Origin of the sequence: Streptomyces albus subsp. albus, from assembly GCF_000725885.1 — a bacterium.
Lineage (GTDB): Bacteria > Actinomycetota > Actinomycetes > Streptomycetales > Streptomycetaceae > Streptomyces > Streptomyces albus.
Genome location: NZ_JODR01000002.1, coordinates 102,986 through 117,605, shown reverse-complemented (window position 1 = coordinate 117,605; position 14,620 = coordinate 102,986). Strand labels below are relative to the sequence as shown.

Genomic DNA, 14,620 nt, shown 5'->3' with positions numbered 1-14,620 from the left:
CGCAGGGTCTCCAGCACGTGGGCGGGGGTGTCGTCGTCGAGGAAGCAGGTGACGACGACTTCGTAGCGCTCGCTCATGCGCCGCATTGTGCCGGGCCGGGTGCGGTGCCGGTCAGGACGGGTGGCGGCCGTCCGTGCCGCGCGCCGCGGCGACGCGGGCCGCCAGACGGCGGTGGTGGGCGCCCGGCCAGTAGAGGCGGGCGCAGTGGCCGCAACGGGTGAAGGTGTCGTAGGTGCGGCGGGTGCCGGGCGGCAGCCGGTCGGCGATCTCCTCCTTGGCGACCGGCTCCAGCGGTCCGTTGCAGGCGGGGCAGCGGGTCCAGGGGGCCAGCGGGGGGTCGAAGCGGGACAGCACGTCGGCGGTCTGCCGGTCGGGGGCGTCGCCGTGCACGTAGGCGCCCAGCCACAGCGTCCGCCGCCGCAGCAGGCCCCGGTCGCGGGTCAGCAGGATGCGCCGTTCGGCGTTGGCCCGGTCCACCAGTTCCGCGTCGTGCGCGTCGTTGCGGTAGGCCGTGTCGACGCCGAGCAGCCGCAGCCGCCGGGCCAGGGCGCCCAGGTGCACGTCGAGCAGGAAGCGGGGCGGGCACGGCGAGCCGGGCGGCAGCGGCTGGGGGCGCGGCACGGGGACGAGGCCGATGTGCGCGCCGTCGGCGGGCCGGTGCGCGGCGGGCACCTCGGTGCCGTCCACCCGCAGCCGCGACACCTCTGTGAGCGGGACGCCGAGCGACTGGACGACGTGGCCCAGCGACGAGGTGCCGTCATAGGGGTGGTCCAGGCCCTCGCCCCCCGCGCGGTCCGCCCGGGTGCGCAGCCGGGACGGCAGGAAGAGCCGCAGCTCCTCGGGCACGTGCACCTTCAGATGAGGGCCGCCGGTGGTCCGCTGCGGCGCGGTCATCAGTCCGTGCCGGGCAAGGCGGTGTCCCGCACCTGGAACATGCTGTGTCCCTGCGGCTCGGGCTCGGTGACCTCGACGCTTTCGACGACCGCTGCGGCGGGCCCTTCGCGGGCCCACTCCAACGAGGGCTTCCACGGCCTGCGGGTCGCCCTCGAAGTGCGCTTCGACGCCGCCGTCGGTGAGGTTGCGCACCCATCCGGACACACCCTGCTCGGCGGCCTTCCCCCGGCAGGTGTCGCGGAAGAACACCCCTTGGACCTGCCCCGTCACCCGGACACGCTTCGCTGTCGCCGCCATGTGTGCCACCTCCTGGCTCCCATGGTCCCTCCCACGGCCCCTCCCATGCTCGCCCGCCCGCCGCGCCGCGGCATCTTCCCGGGGAGCCGGGGAGCCGGGGAGCCGGGAAGCGGACCGGAGGCCGCCGTTGTGGGCGGCGGCCCCCGGTCTCACGGTGCTGTCCGGCCGGGCGCGGTTTCCCGGCGCTGTCCGGAACCCGACTCAGCGGATGGGCGGCCCGGCGCGGTCAGGCGGCGCCGGCCGCGCCGCTGCCGTCCTCCGTCGCCTCCTCCGTCGCCTGCCCGAGCATGGCGAGGGTCAGCACGTTGCCGGAGATGCCCCAGCCGCCGTCGGTGACGTCTTCGACCAGGACCATGGTGTTGGCGCGGGCACGCTCGCCGTAGATCTCGACGAACAGCTCGGTGGTGCGGGTGACGATCTTTTCCTTCTGCTTCGTGGTGAGGGTCTTCTCGGGGACCTTGAAGTTGGCGAAAGGCATGGCTGGTCGTTCCTTTTCTCGGTCTCTCGGGGTGGGGGTGTTACAGGGAGCTGCCCGCGGTGAGCAGGCTGTCCAGTCCGATACGGCGGAAGAAGTCGGCGCGGAGGCGGTCGGCGACCGCGGAGACCACTTCGCTGCCGTCCCGGCTGGGGTCCGTGTGGGTGCGCAGCGGCCGGGTGCCGTGCTCCATCGCGACCAGACGCACCACGGCTTCGGCGACCTCGGCCACCTCGGCGTGAGCGGGGACGAGCGCGGCCAGGCGTTCGCCCAGCTCGTCCAGCAGCGGGTGGTGCCGCCGCTCGTAGGCTTCCGCACGGCCGCTGTCGGCGGGGGCGCCCGCGTTGGTGAAGTGGTTGGTGCCGGTGGTGAACGCGCCGGGCACCACGATCGCGGTGTCGATGCCGAACGGGAGCACCTCGGCCGCGTAGCTGACGGCGAGGGCGTCCATCGCGGCCTTCGCGGCGAAGTACGGGCCCAGGAACGGGGGACAGCCGCCGCGGGTGCTGGAGCTGCCGATCCACACCAGCAGCCCCGAACCCTGCTCACGCAGCTGCGGCAGGGCGGCGCGGTTGACGCGCTGGGTGCCCAGGACGTTCACGTCGTACAGATCCGCCAGCTGCTCGGGGGGTGAACGCCTCGGCGGCGCCCAGCACCATGTGCCCGGCGTTGTGCACGAGCACGTCCAGCCGGCCGCGCTCGGCGACGATCCGGCCGACCGCCGCGTCGACGGAGTCCTGCACGGTGACGTCCAGTTCGACAGCGTGCACATCGAGCCGGTGCTCGGTGGCGTGGCGCGTCAGCTCGGCCACCGCGGGCGCGTTGCGGGTCGCGGTCCGGCGGATGCCCGCGTACACGGTGTGCCCGGCGCGGGCCAGAGCACGTACGGACAGCGCACCGATGCCGCTGGAGGCCCCGGTGACCAGGACGACCTTCCCGGACTCGCCGTGCTTGCCGGGCTCGTCGTTCGTCATTACAGCGCCTTTCGTCGGTCGGGGAGTGGGCTGGGCTGCCGGGGGCTCAGACGATGCCGCCGTTGGCGCGGACGACCTGGCCGTTGATCCAGTGGCCGTCCGGGGAGGCCAGGAACGCGACGACCTCGGCGATGTCGGCCGGGGTGCCGAGCCGCTCCAGCGGGGGCTGGGCGGCCAGGCGGGCGATGGTCTCCTCGTCCTTGCCGTCCAGGAAGAGATCGGTGGCCGTGGGTCCTGGCGCGACGGCGTTGACGGTCACATCCCGCCCCCGCAGCTCGCGGGCCAGGATCAGCGTCAGCGCCTCGACCGCGCCCTTGCTCGCGGCGTACGCGCCGTACCCCGGGAAGGCCAGCCCCACCACGGACGTCGAGAACGTCAGGACCGCGCCGCCGCCGCGTACCCGGCGGGCGGCCTGCTGGGCGACGACGAACGTGCCGCGGATGTTGGTGCGGTGCACCTCGTCCAGGACGGCCAGGTCCAGCTCGGCGACGGGCGCCAGCCGCATCAGCCCCGCCGCGTGCACGACGACGTCGACACCGCCGAACTCCGCCTCGGCCGTGTCGAACAGGGCCGCGACCGCGTGTTCGTCGGCGACGTCCGCGCGTACCGCGACGGCCCGGCCACCGGCGGTGCCGGCCTCCTCGACGGCGGCCTCGGCCTCGCCCCGGTTGCCGGCGTAGCCGACCACGACGGCGTATCCGTCGGCGGCCAGCCGGCCGACGGTCCGGCGGCCGATGCCGCGTGAGCCGCCGGTGACGATGGCGACACGGGGTGCGGCGGTGGACCCGGCCGGGGCGGCGGTCCGGTCGGGGGACGGGGGATGGGACATCGCTGACTCCTGGGTGGTTGCCGGTCGGGCGGCGGCCTCGCCGTCGCCCTGCTGCGGCCTCCACGATCGGCCGGTCCCACACCCCTAGCCAGGGCTGTGTCCACCCAGGGGTTGCCACCCCCTGGCTCGGCCCCGGCGCGCGCGCGACGATGGAGGGGTGAACCTCCCAGAACTCGGTGCCTTCCTCAGGACACGCCGCGACCGCATCCGCCCCGCCGAGGTCGGTCTCCCCACGGGGACGCGCCGGCGCGTCCCCGGGCTGCGCCGTGAGGAGGTCGCCCAGCTGGCCGGGCTGTCGGCCGACTACTACACCGAGCTGGAACGCGGCAGCGCGAAGAGCGGCGTCCAGCCCTCGGCCCAGACCCTGGCCGCCCTGGCCCGCGCCCTGCGTCTGAACGGCGACGAGCGCGACCACCTGTTCCACCTGGCCGAACGGCCGGTTCCCCCGTCGGCACACGGGCCGTCGGCACATGTGCAGCCGGCGCTCCTCGGGCTGCTGGACCGGCTGTCCAACACCCCGGCGCGGGTCATCACCGATCTGCACGAAACCCTGGTCGAGAACGATCTGGCCCGCACGCTGCTGGGCGGCTCACCGATGGGCCGCGGGCCGGCGGCGAGCTTCGTTCACCGCTGGTTCACCGACCCGCGGGCGCGCGAGATCTACCCTCCCGAGGACCACGCGTACCACTCCCGGGTGTTCGTGGCCGACCTCCAGGCGGCTGCCGCCCGGCGCGGCCGGGACGCGGAGGTCGCGAAGATGATCGCCGGGCTGCGCCGCCGCAGCGAGGAGTTCGCGGCGCTGTGGGACACCCATGACGTCGCGGTGCGCCGCGTGGACCACAAGAGGATCGTCCATCCCCTGCTCGGCGTCATCGAACTCGACTGCTACAACCTCCTCAGCGAGGACGGACGCCAGCGTCTGCTGTGGTTCACCGCGCCGCCCGGAAGCCGGGGGGCCGAGCAGCTGGAGCTGCTGTCCGTGGTGGGCACCCAGGAACTGGGCGTCACGGAAGGGCAGCCCGCCGAGGGTCCTTGAGCGCGGCGCCGGTCCGTGCCGCCGGCCGGTCCGTGCCGCCGGGAACGAGAGCCCTGTCGCCGGGAACGAGAGCCGCGCTGCCGGGGACGAGAGCCGCGCTGCCGGGACGAGCCGTGCTGCCAGGACCGAGAGCCGAGAGCCGTGCCGCCGGGGAGGGACCGTCTGCCTCCGGCCGCGGGGCGGGAGCGGCTGTTGACAGGTGTTGCCGTCGCGCCCACTCTTAGCTGCGCCGTGTACATGCCATCTTCACCTTCGCGGGATGGTGTGGCCGGCGGACGCGGCGACCTTCACGGAGACACACATGACCACGCACGGGGCCGGTGACTCGGTCAGCAGACGGACGGTGCTCGCCGGGGCGGGCGGGGCGGGAGCCGCAGTCGTCCTGGGCGGCGCGGCGGCGCAGCCGGCCCGCGCGGACGGCGTCACCAAACTGCCGATACCCGGCAAGACGGAACTCACCGTGCTGCTGACCGGCGACGCCGGCACCGGTGAGGACGGCCAGTGGGCCGTCGCCGACGCCGCCCGCACGGTGTGCGCCCGCCAGGGCGTGGACCTGGCCATCGGGCTCGGAGACAACATCTACGAGAACGGCCCCGAGAGCGACACCGACGACGAGTTCCGCACCAAGTTCGAACGCCCCAACACCGGTATCGACGTGCCCTGGCTCATGGTGCTGGGCAACCACGACACCAGCGGCATCATCCCCGGCAGCGGCGGCAGACCCTCCCGGGGCGACCACGAGGTCGCCTACCACCGGCACTCCGCCCGCTGGTACATGCCCGACCGCTACTACTCGGTGACCGTCCCCCACGGTGCCGCCGAACCCGTCGCCGAGTTCTTCGCGCTGGACACCACACCGCTGTCCTCCTACGTGCTCCAGACCGACCCCGAGTACTACTGGGACGGCCCCTTCGTCCGCCGGCAGCGCGCCTGGCTGGACGCGTCGCCGGCCGCCTCCCGGGCCCGCTGGAAGTTCGTCTTCGCCCACCACCCGCTGCGCAACAACGGCACCCACCGCAACGCCGGCGAGTACGAGGGCATCACCTGCGGCGACTACCTCAGCGGCAAGCACGTCAAGAAGCTGTACGAGGAAGTCGTCGTCGGCCGCGCCGAGTTCCTGCTGTCCGGCCACGACCACACGCTCCAGATCCTCGACACCGCCGACGGCCACCGGGGCACCCAGCAGATCGTGTGCGGCGCCGCCGCCAAAACCAAGGGCCGTGCCCCCGAGCCCACCAACAAGGCGTTCTGGGAGGCGTACGACACGCTCGGCTTCATGCTGCTGACCATCAACGCCCACCAGGTGGTCGTCGACGCCTACACCGTCGATCCGGCCACCGCCGCACCCACCCACGCCTACCGTCACACCCGCACCGACCGCCTTCCGGCCGTCCACCGCGCCCCCGCAGCGACCCGCTGACCCCCGCCCGGCCGGCCAATCCCCGCACAGCGCCCGACGATTGGCGGCCGGTGGTCCCCTCCCACACGGGTCGGTACCCCTTTTGACCAGCCACGGCATCGCTGCTTGCCCATCTTCGCCCCCATGACGGGGCCGTGGCCGACGGAAGCCGGGCGGGGGTTCGTAGGGTGGCGGTCTGCGGTGTGGGGCCGCGCCGGTACGCGGCGCGGGCGACCTCGCACCGCGGGACCGACCGGAACACGAAAGGGCCGAGATGAGTGCACAACTCCCCGTCGCCGTGCTGGGCGAGTGCGTCGCCGACGCGTTCGTCGCGCCGCAGGACGCCACGCACCGGGCAGCCGGCGCGCCGACGCCGCTCACACTGGACGTCCACCCCGGCGGCGGCCCGGCCAACACCGCGGTCGCGCTGGCGCGCCTCGGCACGCCCACCCGGTTCCTGGGCCGGCTGTCCCACGACGTGTTCGGGCGGCTGTTCACCGGCCATCTGACCGGCTCCGGCGTGGACATGAGCCGCACGGTCGCCGCCGCCGAGCCCAGCACCCTGGCCGTCGCGGACCTGGCCGAGGACGGCAGCGCCGACTACTCCTTCCACGCCCAGCACACCGCCGACTGGCAGTGGACCGACGACGAACTGGCCGCCGCCTCCGCCGGCCCGGTGGCCTGCCTGCACACCGGTTCGCTCGCCCTCGTCCAGCAGCCCGGCGCCGCCGCCGTGGAACGTCTGCTGGCCGGCATACGCGAGCGGGCCACGGTCTCCCTGGACCCGAACGTCCGTCCGCTGCTGGTGGCGCCCCAGGTCTACCGCGAGGCCCTGCCCCGGTGGTGCGCAGCCGCCGACATCCTGCGCCTGTCCGACGACGACCTGGCCCACCTGCGGCCCGGCGCCACCCCCCAGGAGGCCGCCGACGCGTTCCACAAGGCGGGCACCCCGCTGGTCGTCGTCACCCTGGGCGCGAAGGGCGTCCTGGCCTCGCTGGACGGCGAACAGGTACAGGTGGCGGCGCCGCCGGCCGAGGTCGTGGACACGGTCGGCGCGGGCGACTCCTTCATGGCGGGCTTCCTGCACGCCCTGCACGGAGCCGGGGCGTTGGGCGGCCGGCTCGACGCCCTCACGCGGCAACAGCTCACCGACGCACTGGAGTTCGGCGCCCGGGTGGCCGCCGCCGTGGTCTCCGTACGCGGAGCGAACCCGCCATGGGCCGCGGACCTGGCCACGGGCGGCACCGAGGGCTGAACACCCGCCGGGGCGCGGCACCCGCCGCGCCCCGGCACGCGCTGTCCGCCGCGCCGGCCGGCGGCGAGCAGCCCGTCGAGCCGGTGCGGGGCGCGGGACACGCCCTGGACGCGGGAGGCCAGGCGGTCGCGTTCGGTGCGAAGCACCGCGCTCGCGGGGGCGGAGCCGGTGGTGCGGCCGGGGCTCACGCGGGGCGGCAGGACGGCCGGAGTCGAGGCGGGCAGGACGGGCCCGGACACGATCGCGCGCGGGGCGCTGGAGGCCAGAGCGCCGGAAGATGCCGGCCGACGAGCAGACCGCGCGGTCGCAGGCACGGCTCGGTGCGGGCCCGCTGCTCCGCCCGCAGGTGAACGGGCCCCGCACCGGATGGGCCGGCTCGCCTGACGCGCGTACGGGCCCGCGTGGCGGCCGTCCCCGCCTTCAGAGCACCAGGGGCAGCACGTGGTCGCGGACGGCCGGGGCCAGATCGAGCCCGGTGCCGTCGGTCCAGCGCAGCGCGGCGATCTCGGCGGCCGGGGCGGGCCGGCCCTCCAGCGTCGCGCGGAAGACCGTCATCGTCATCGGCACGCCCTCCAGCGCCGCCGTGGCCCGGATCTCGGTGAGCGGGGTGAGGGAGCGCGGTCGCACCCCCAGCTCCTCGCCGAGTTCTCTGACCAGCGCCTCGCGGGCGGTCTCGCCCGGCTCCGGTTTGCCGCCGGGCAGATAGAACAGGCCGGGGGCGGCGGTCTTGCTCACCACGAGCAGCCGTCCGTTCTCGACGACGGCCGCCGCCGAGACGAGCGGTCCGGCGGCGGTCTCCGGGCTACCGGTGGGGGTGACGTCCATGCCCTCATCGTCCCAGCCGCCGGAGGACGGGCGCCGGGCGGGTCCCACCCGGCAGCGGGGGCGGCGTCCGGCCGGGGTCGCCCGGCAGCGGGGAGCCGTCTCGGTGGGGACGGGTTCCATCCGGCACGGGGGGAGCAGCATCCGGTCGGCGGGTCCCACCCGGCACGGTGCCCGGCATCCTGCTGGGCGGCCCCGCCCCGCCCGGCACCAGGCGCATGGCGTCCGAACGGGCGGCCCCGCCCGGCACCGGGCGCACGGTGTTCAGCGGCGGCGGGGGGCCGTCAGGGGCAGCGCACCACCTGGCCGGCCCACGACATGCCGCCGCCGAAGCTGAGCAGCAGCACGGGCGCCCCCGGGGCCACCTCGCGGCGTTCCACCAGCTTGGAGAGGGCGAGCGGGACGGACGCCGCGGAGGTGTTGCCGGAGTCGACGACGTCCCGGCCGATCACCACGTCCTCGGCGAGGTCGAGGCGGCCCAGTACGGCCTCGATCAGGCGGAGGTTGGCCTGGTGGGTGACGACACCCGCCAGTTCGCCGGTCGTCAGCCCGGCCCGCCGGCAGGCGCGGCGGGCGAGTTCGGGCAGTTCGGCGGTGGCCCAGCGGAAGACGGCGGGGCCTTCCTGGGCGAAGCGGGGCTGCCAGGCGTCCAGCAGCCGCACCATGTCGCCGCGTGCGGGGTCGGAGCCCCATTCGACGGGGCCGATCGCGTCCGGTTCGCCCTCGGGCTGGGCGCTGACGACGGCCGCGCCGGCGCCGTCGGCCAGCAGGATGCAGGTGCTGCGGTCGGTCCAGTCGGTGACGTCGGACATCTTCTCGGCGCCGATGACCAGCGCGTGCCGTGCGGCGCCGGCGGCCACCGCGTGCCCGGCGGTGGCCAGTGCGGTGCAGAAGCCGGCGCAGCCGTTGTTGAGGTCGTAGGCGACGGGGGAGGGGATGCCGAGGCGGCGGGCGACCTGGGCGGCGGTGCTGGGGCAGCGGTCCCTGGCGGAGCAGGTGGCGACGACGACCATGCCGATGTCGGCGGGGTCCAGCCCGGCGGCGGCCAGCGCCTTTCCGGCCGCCGCCGTCGCCATGTCGGCGACGGTCTCGTCCTCGGCGGCGATGCGCCGGGTGGCGATCCCGGTGCGCTGGCGTATCCACGCGTCGTTGGTGTCCACCATGCCCGCGAGGTCGTCGTTGGTCAGGACGCGGTCGGGTTGGTGGTGTCCCAGTGCGGCGATACGGGTTCCGGGCACGGTGCGCTCTCCTCGGTGGGCGGTGCGGCGACGGTGTGCCGCCACGGGGCGGGCCCGTGCGGCGGCGTGGCGGGAATATAGCAACCGACCGATCGGAAGTTAAATGAGGAGTGGTCGTTACGATGGGCGCATGAGCCCACGCAAGTCAGCCGCCGAGGCCCGCAGGACGCGGGAACGGATCATCGAGCGCAGCGTCGCCATCGGTTCCGTCGAGGGGCTGGAGGGGCTGACCATCGGACGGCTCGCCACCGATCTCGGCATGAGCAAGGCGGGCGTACTCGGCCATTTCGGATCCAAGCAGGCCCTGCAACTGGCCGCGCTGCACGGCGCCTCCGGACTCTTCACCCGCCTGGTGTGGGAGCCGGTCGCCGGACTGCGGCCCGGACTGACCCGGCTGCGCGCGTTCTGCGAGGCGTGGATCCGCTACCTGGAGCGGGAGCGCACCGCCTTCCCCGGCGGCTGTCTGTTCACCGCCGCCGCCGTCGAGTTCGACGCGCGCGGCGGGCCCGTCCACGACACGGTGGCCCGTTTCCTGCTGCGCGGCAGACGGCTGCTGGTCAACGATCTGCGGATCGCGGTGGACGTGGGGGAGCTGCCGGCCGGCGTGGACCCCGACCAGCTCGCCTTCGAACTGCACGGTCTCTACATGGCGCTCAACCAGGAGCTCCAGCTCTTTGCGGACGCCACCGCCCCCGCCCGCACCCGCCGGGCCCTCGACCGCATGCTGGGCCCGGCGCCGGCGGACTGACCCGCACCGGTGCCGGTGGCGTCCCGTACCTGGGCGGGGGGAGCTGCCCCGCACCGGTGCCGGGGGAGGCGCCCCGCACCGGCGCCGGGCGAGCCGGGCCAGGTGTGCCGCTCCAGCTCCGGCCCGCTCATCCCACCGGTCGGGCCCGCTCCACGATCGCCGCCAGATCCAGCCCCGAGGGCAGCGTGCCGAACGCCGCGCCCCAGTCGCCGCCCAGCCGCGAGGCGCAGAACGCGTCGGCGACGGCGGGCGGCGCGTACCGCACCAGCAGGGCGCCCTGGAGGACCAGCGCCATCCGTTCCACCAGCCGCCGGGCGCGGGTCTCGATGCCGTCCAGGTCGGACAGCTGGGTGAGCACGTCCTTGACGGCGGCGTCCAGCCGGTGGTCGGCGCCGTGTGCCCGCCCGATCTCCTTCAAGAAGGCGTCCAGCGCCTCCGGTGAGCGCTGGAGGGCCCGCAGCACGTCCAGCGCCTGCACATTGCCCGAGCCCTCCCACAGCGAGTTGAGGGGCGACTCGCGCAGCAGGGTGGGCATGGGCGACTCCTCGACGTAGCCGTTGCCGCCCAGGCACTCCAGCGCCTCGCCGACCAGCGGCACGCACCGCTTGGTCACCCAGTACTTGGCGGCGGGCAGCGCCAGCCGCAGGAACGCCCGCTCGGCCGCCGCCCGCTCACCGCCGCCGGCCACCGCGTCGTGGGCCGCCGCCAGCCGCAGCATCAGCGTCGTGGCCGCCTCCGACTCCAGCGCCAGGTCCGCCAGCACGTTGCGCATCAGCGGCTGGTCGGCCAGCAGCCTGCCGAACGCCGCACGGTGCGCCGCGTGGTGGGTGGCCTGGGCGACGGCCTGCCGCATCAGCGCGGCCGAGCCGGTGACGCAGTCCAGCCGGGTCGCGGCCACCATCTCGATGATGGTCGCCACCCCGCGCCCCTCCTCGCCGACCCTGCGGGCCCAGGTGGTGCCGTCGAACTCGACCTCGGCGGAGGCGTTGGAACGGTTGCCCAGTTTGTCCTTCAGCCGCTGGATGCGGAAGCTGTTGCGGGTGCCGTCCGGCAGCACCCTGGGCACCAGGAAACAGGTCAGCCCTCCCTCTTCCGCCGGCCCGGAGGCGCCCCCACGCGTCTGCGCCAGCACCAGGAAGACGTCCGACATGGGCGCCGAGCAGAACCACTTGTGGCCCAGCAGCGTGTAGGCGTCGTCCTCGGCCAGCGGCGTGGCCTCGGTGGTGTTCGCCCGTACGTCGCTGCCGCCCTGCTTCTCCGTCATCCCCATGCCGGCGAGGACCCCGCGCTTGGCCTCCGCGGGCCGCTCCAGCCCCCGGTCGTAGGTGTGCGAGGTCAGCAGCGGCTCCCACACGGCGGCCAGGGCGGGCTCCTTGCGCAGTGCGGGCACCGCCGCGTGCGTCATCGAGACCGGGCAGCCGTGCCCCGCCTCCACCTGTGACCACAGGTAGAAGCCCGCGCTGCGCCGCAGCTGCCCGTCGGGCCGGGACCACGGATCGGTCAGCCCCGCACCCACCGCCTGTTCCAGCAGGCGGTGCCAGGCGGGATGGAAGTCCACCTCGTCGATCCGGTGCCCGAACCGGTCGTGGGTGCGCAGCACGGGCGGGTTCGCATTGGCCTGCCTGCCCCACTCCTGGGCCTGCGCGGAGCCCGCCGTGCGTCCCAGGCCGGCCAGCTCGTCCCGCACCTCCTCGGCGCGTTCCGGGGTCACGTGCCGTGCCACGCCGTCGACCAGCGCGGAGTCGGTCGTGAAGACGTCGTAGTCGGTCAGCGGCGGCGGCTGATTGGTCACGGTGTGAGTCGCGGGTGGCATGACAGATACGTTAAAGAGGTGCGTGCAGTCGACGAAACCCCTGAGCAGACCGGCGAACGGGCGCCCTGGTGGGCTCCGCGGCGCTCCCGCGGCCAGTTCCGCCGGGCCCGGGTGAAGTACCGCGACGTCCCCAAACGGAGGATGGCGTGGCTGCTGCTCAAGGACACCGTCAACTCCTGCATGGAGTACCGGGTCCTCGGGCTGGCCGCCGAGGCCGCGTTCTTCACCCTCATCTCGATCCCGCCGCTGCTGCTCGGACTGATCGGCTCCCTCGGCTACCTCGACTGGATCGGCGCCGACACCGTCGACACGCTCCGCCGCAACGCGCTGGACGCCTCCGCCACGGTCCTGTCCGACAAGGGCGTCGACCAGCTCGCCCGGCCCCTCATCGACGACGTGATCAGAGGCGGCGGCCCCGACGTCATCTCGCTCGGCTTCGCCCTCGCCCTGTGGTCGGGCTCCCGCGCCGTGAACGTCTTCATCGACACCATCACCGTGATGTACGGGCTGGACGGGCGGCGCGGCATCGTCAAGACCCGGCTGCTGGCGTTCTTCCTCTATCTGATCGCCCTGGTGATCGGCGCGGTGGCGCTGCCGCTGATGGTGGCAGGGCCGGACGCGGCACTGCGGCTCGTCCCGCAGGCCGAGTGGGTGGTCAGCGCGTTCTACTGGCCCGTGGTGCTGCTGCTGTCCGTCGTCTTCCTCACCACGCTCTACCACGTGTCCGTGCCCGTGCGCTCCCCCTGGCGGGAGGACGTGCCCGGCGCGCTGGTCGCCCTGGTGATGTGGGTGGTGTGCAGCTTCCTGCTGCGGCTGTACCTGACCAACACCGTCGAGGGCCCCACCATCTACGGCTCGCTGGCGGCCCCCGTCGCCGTACTGCTGTGGATCGGTGTCTCGGCGTTCGCCGTGCTGGTGGGCGCGGCCGTCAACGCGGCCATCGACCACGTGTGGCCCTCGGTGGCGACGGCCGCCGCCCGGCGGGCGAACGAGCGGCTGCGCGAAGAGGCCGCCAAGCAGGTCGTCGCCGCCGCGGCCCGGCGCCGCCGGGGCGCCGGGGAGGAGGCCGACGAGGACGGCGACCTGCCCGACGCCCCCGCCGAGTTCCCCGAGCGCTGGACCAAGTTCCTGCCGCCCTCCGACGTACGCGGCCGGCTGCTGCGGCCCCGCGGCCGGGACCGCCACGAGACGGACCGCGATGAGGCCGGCAGCGGTGGGGCGGACCACGGCGAGACCGGCCGCAACGGGACCGGTGCCGGTATCGGGGACCAGCGCACCGGCGCCCACGAGGCGGGCCCCGGCCATGTGGCGGACCGGCCGGACGGCTCCGCCGCGACCGCCGACACCCGCCGCCGGCCGTAACCGGCGGCCCGCCGGGAGAGGCGGAAGTGCCCGTGCGAACCGGGCGGTCGGGGCAGTTCGCGAGGGCCGGGAAAAAGCGTGGCGCCGCCCGGCGGGGGCGCGGTATCGTCACGGCGATCACGCGCGGCGGCGACGGGCCGCCGCGCCAGGGGAGACGAACGGAGGTGTGACCGATGGCTGCCGTCACGGTGGGCGCTGCCCGCATCCGGTCCGTCCAGTTCACCTCCGTGGCCACCGGCTGAGCCGTCCGGATTCCGCACGCCGGGGCCACCCTCGCAAAGGGAACCCCCTTGTCACACCCGTCTTCACACCCGTCTTCACAGCCTTCCTCCGCCACGCCGCGCCCGCGTGACTTCTCCGCACTGGCCGCCTACGGCTGGGACACCGCGTGGGAAGCCGCCTACGACGATGCCTGCGCCCGGCCGGCCACGGCGGGACCCGACCCGGTGCCCGGCCGGGTGGTGCGCGTCGACCGCGGCCAGTGCGACCTGGTCACCCCGCTCGGCACGCTCCGCGCCGACACCGAGTTCGTCGTCCCGCGCGACCCGCTGCGCGTCGTGTGCACCGGCGACTGGGCCGTCGTCGACGCGACCGGGAACCCGCCGTACGTCCGTGCGCTGCTGCCGCGCCGTACCGCGTTCGTGCGCTCCACCTCCTCCAAGCGCTCGGAGGGCCAGGTCCTGGCAGCCAACGTCGAGCACGCCCTCATCGCCGTCTCCCTCGCCGCCGAGGTGGACCTGGGCCGCATCGAGCGGTTCCTCTCGCTGGCCTGGAGCAGCGGCGCCCAGCCGGTGCTCGTCCTGACCAAGGCGGATCTCGTACCCGACGAGACCACCCGGTCGCACCTGCTCGCCGACGCCGCGACATCGGCACCCGGCGTACCCGTGCTGGCCGTCAGCGCCGAGACCGGTGAGGGCGTCGACGAGCTGGCCGCCGCCGTCGCGGGCGGCACCACCGCGCTGCTCGGCCAGTCCGGCGCCGGCAAGTCCACCCTGGCCAACGCCCTGCTGGGCCGGGCCGCGCAGACGGTGCGAACCGTCCGCGACCGCGACCACAAGGGACGGCACACGACCACGACGCGCAATCTGCTGCCCCTGCCCGCCGAGCGGGGCGGCGGCGTCCTCATCGACACCCCCGGGCTGCGCGGCGTCGGCCTGTGGGACGCCGAGGACGGTCTGGGCCACACCTTCGCGGAGATCGAGGAACTGGCCGCCGACTGCCGGTTCGCCGACTGCGCCCACGTCGCCGAACCCGGCTGCGCGGTCCTCGCCGCCGTCGAGAGCGGCACCCTGCCCGAGCGGCGCCTGGACAGCTACCGCAAGCTGCTGAGGGAGAACGCCCGGCTGGCGGCACGCACCGACGCCCGGCTGCGCGCCGAACAGCACCGGGAGGCCAAACAGCGGCAGGCCCTCGGCCGCCACATGATGGAGCGCAAGCGCGGCCCGCGCCGCAGGTCCTGAGGGCACAGCCGCACGGCG

General features: G+C 74.6%; 13 protein-coding genes and 2 pseudogenes. 6 read left to right on the top strand and 9 right to left on the bottom strand.

The annotated features are described in order from the left end of the window. Nucleotides 1-111 precede the first annotated feature (111 nt). From IO40_RS0102395 to IO40_RS0102375, 6 genes and pseudogenes are all read right to left on the bottom strand, one after another. Entirely contained in the window at nucleotides 112-894 is a 783-nt protein-coding gene (locus IO40_RS0102395; protein ID WP_016470553.1) for a Mut7-C RNAse domain-containing protein, read from the bottom strand. Then, on the bottom strand, nucleotides 894-1,016 hold the full coding sequence (locus IO40_RS39345; RefSeq protein ID WP_258775797.1) for an acylphosphatase: 123 nt from the start codon (nucleotides 1,014-1,016) through the stop codon (nucleotides 894-896). Before IO40_RS39345 ends, IO40_RS0102395 begins: the two co-directional genes overlap by 1 nt. Nucleotides 1,017-1,074: 58 nt before the next feature. Continuing rightward, a pseudogene (locus IO40_RS38465) lies at nucleotides 1,075-1,191 on the bottom strand (acylphosphatase); the annotation flags it as partial. 226 nt (nucleotides 1,192-1,417) lie between these two features. Next, nucleotides 1,418-1,669: a tautomerase family protein gene (locus tag IO40_RS0102385; protein WP_031025283.1), complete on the bottom strand. Its 252-nt coding sequence runs from the start codon at nucleotides 1,667-1,669 to the stop codon at nucleotides 1,418-1,420. A 40-nt stretch (nucleotides 1,670-1,709) separates the two neighbouring features. Beyond that, nucleotides 1,710-2,640: pseudogene (locus IO40_RS33030) on the bottom strand (SDR family NAD(P)-dependent oxidoreductase). Between the two features lie 46 nt (nucleotides 2,641-2,686). Then, a complete protein-coding gene (locus IO40_RS0102375; protein WP_016470557.1) occupies nucleotides 2,687-3,469 on the bottom strand; it encodes an SDR family oxidoreductase in 783 nt (260 codons plus the stop codon). Nucleotides 3,470-3,626: 157 nt separating this feature from the next. On the opposite strand from IO40_RS0102375, the gene IO40_RS0102370 reads away from it, so the two are divergent. The 3 genes from IO40_RS0102370 (at nucleotide 3,627) to IO40_RS0102360 (ending at nucleotide 7,159) form a co-directional block, all read left to right on the top strand. Then, nucleotides 3,627-4,505: a helix-turn-helix transcriptional regulator gene (locus IO40_RS0102370; protein WP_016470558.1), complete on the top strand. Its 879-nt coding sequence runs from the start codon at nucleotides 3,627-3,629 to the stop codon at nucleotides 4,503-4,505. A gap of 301 nt (nucleotides 4,506-4,806) precedes the next feature. Further along, nucleotides 4,807-5,925 (top strand): metallophosphoesterase, encoded by a 1,119-nt coding sequence (locus IO40_RS0102365; RefSeq protein ID WP_033228369.1) that lies wholly within the window; start codon nucleotides 4,807-4,809, stop codon nucleotides 5,923-5,925. 253 nt (nucleotides 5,926-6,178) lie between these two features. Then, nucleotides 6,179-7,159: a carbohydrate kinase family protein gene (locus IO40_RS0102360; RefSeq protein WP_016470560.1), complete on the top strand. Its 981-nt coding sequence runs from the start codon at nucleotides 6,179-6,181 to the stop codon at nucleotides 7,157-7,159. 420 nt (nucleotides 7,160-7,579) lie between these two features. On the opposite strand, the gene IO40_RS0102355 is transcribed toward IO40_RS0102360, so the two are convergent. Then, nucleotides 7,580-7,984 (bottom strand): NUDIX hydrolase, encoded by a 405-nt coding sequence (locus IO40_RS0102355; protein WP_031174766.1) that lies wholly within the window; start codon nucleotides 7,982-7,984, stop codon nucleotides 7,580-7,582. Between the two features lie 281 nt (nucleotides 7,985-8,265). Next, the gene (locus IO40_RS0102350; protein ID WP_030405802.1) at nucleotides 8,266-9,219 is read right to left on the bottom strand and encodes a beta-ketoacyl-ACP synthase III; all 954 of its coding nucleotides are present in this window, start codon (nucleotides 9,217-9,219) and stop codon (nucleotides 8,266-8,268) included. Nucleotides 9,220-9,349: 130 nt separating this feature from the next. On the opposite strand from IO40_RS0102350, the gene IO40_RS0102345 reads away from it, so the two are divergent. Beyond that, nucleotides 9,350-9,967 (top strand): TetR/AcrR family transcriptional regulator, encoded by a 618-nt coding sequence (locus IO40_RS0102345; RefSeq protein WP_031025277.1) that lies wholly within the window; start codon nucleotides 9,350-9,352, stop codon nucleotides 9,965-9,967. 127 nt (nucleotides 9,968-10,094) lie between these two features. Here IO40_RS0102345 and IO40_RS0102340 read toward each other — a convergent pair whose 3' ends face one another. Further along, nucleotides 10,095-11,780, bottom strand: coding sequence for an acyl-CoA dehydrogenase family protein (locus IO40_RS0102340; protein WP_016470564.1), 1,686 nt, complete (start codon nucleotides 11,778-11,780; stop codon nucleotides 10,095-10,097). Nucleotides 11,781-11,798: 18 nt separating this feature from the next. On the opposite strand from IO40_RS0102340, the gene IO40_RS0102335 reads away from it, so the two are divergent. Both IO40_RS0102335 and rsgA read left to right on the top strand, forming a co-directional pair. Further along, entirely contained in the window at nucleotides 11,799-13,142 is a 1,344-nt protein-coding gene (locus IO40_RS0102335; protein ID WP_016470565.1) for a YihY/virulence factor BrkB family protein, read from the top strand. Between the two features lie 290 nt (nucleotides 13,143-13,432). After that, on the top strand, nucleotides 13,433-14,602 hold the full coding sequence (gene rsgA / locus IO40_RS0102330) for a ribosome small subunit-dependent GTPase A (RefSeq protein WP_031025271.1): 1,170 nt from the start codon (nucleotides 13,433-13,435) through the stop codon (nucleotides 14,600-14,602). The last annotated feature ends 18 nt before the right edge of the window (nucleotides 14,603-14,620 follow it).

Coding starts and splice junctions, on each gene's coding strand:
- IO40_RS0102395 (WP_016470553.1), bottom strand. CDS start 894: ATGACCGCGCCGCAGCGGACCACCGGCGGCCCTCATCTGAAGGTGCAC.
- IO40_RS0102385 (WP_031025283.1), bottom strand. CDS start 1,669: ATGCCTTTCGCCAACTTCAAGGTCCCCGAGAAGACCCTCACCACGAAG.
- IO40_RS0102375 (WP_016470557.1), bottom strand. CDS start 3,469: ATGTCCCATCCCCCGTCCCCCGACCGGACCGCCGCCCCGGCCGGGTCC.
- IO40_RS0102365 (WP_033228369.1), top strand. CDS start 4,807: ATGACCACGCACGGGGCCGGTGACTCGGTCAGCAGACGGACGGTGCTC.
- IO40_RS0102360 (WP_016470560.1), top strand. CDS start 6,179: ATGAGTGCACAACTCCCCGTCGCCGTGCTGGGCGAGTGCGTCGCCGAC.
- IO40_RS0102355 (WP_031174766.1), bottom strand. CDS start 7,984: ATGGACGTCACCCCCACCGGTAGCCCGGAGACCGCCGCCGGACCGCTC.
- IO40_RS0102345 (WP_031025277.1), top strand. CDS start 9,350: ATGAGCCCACGCAAGTCAGCCGCCGAGGCCCGCAGGACGCGGGAACGG.
- IO40_RS0102340 (WP_016470564.1), bottom strand. CDS start 11,780: ATGCCACCCGCGACTCACACCGTGACCAATCAGCCGCCGCCGCTGACC.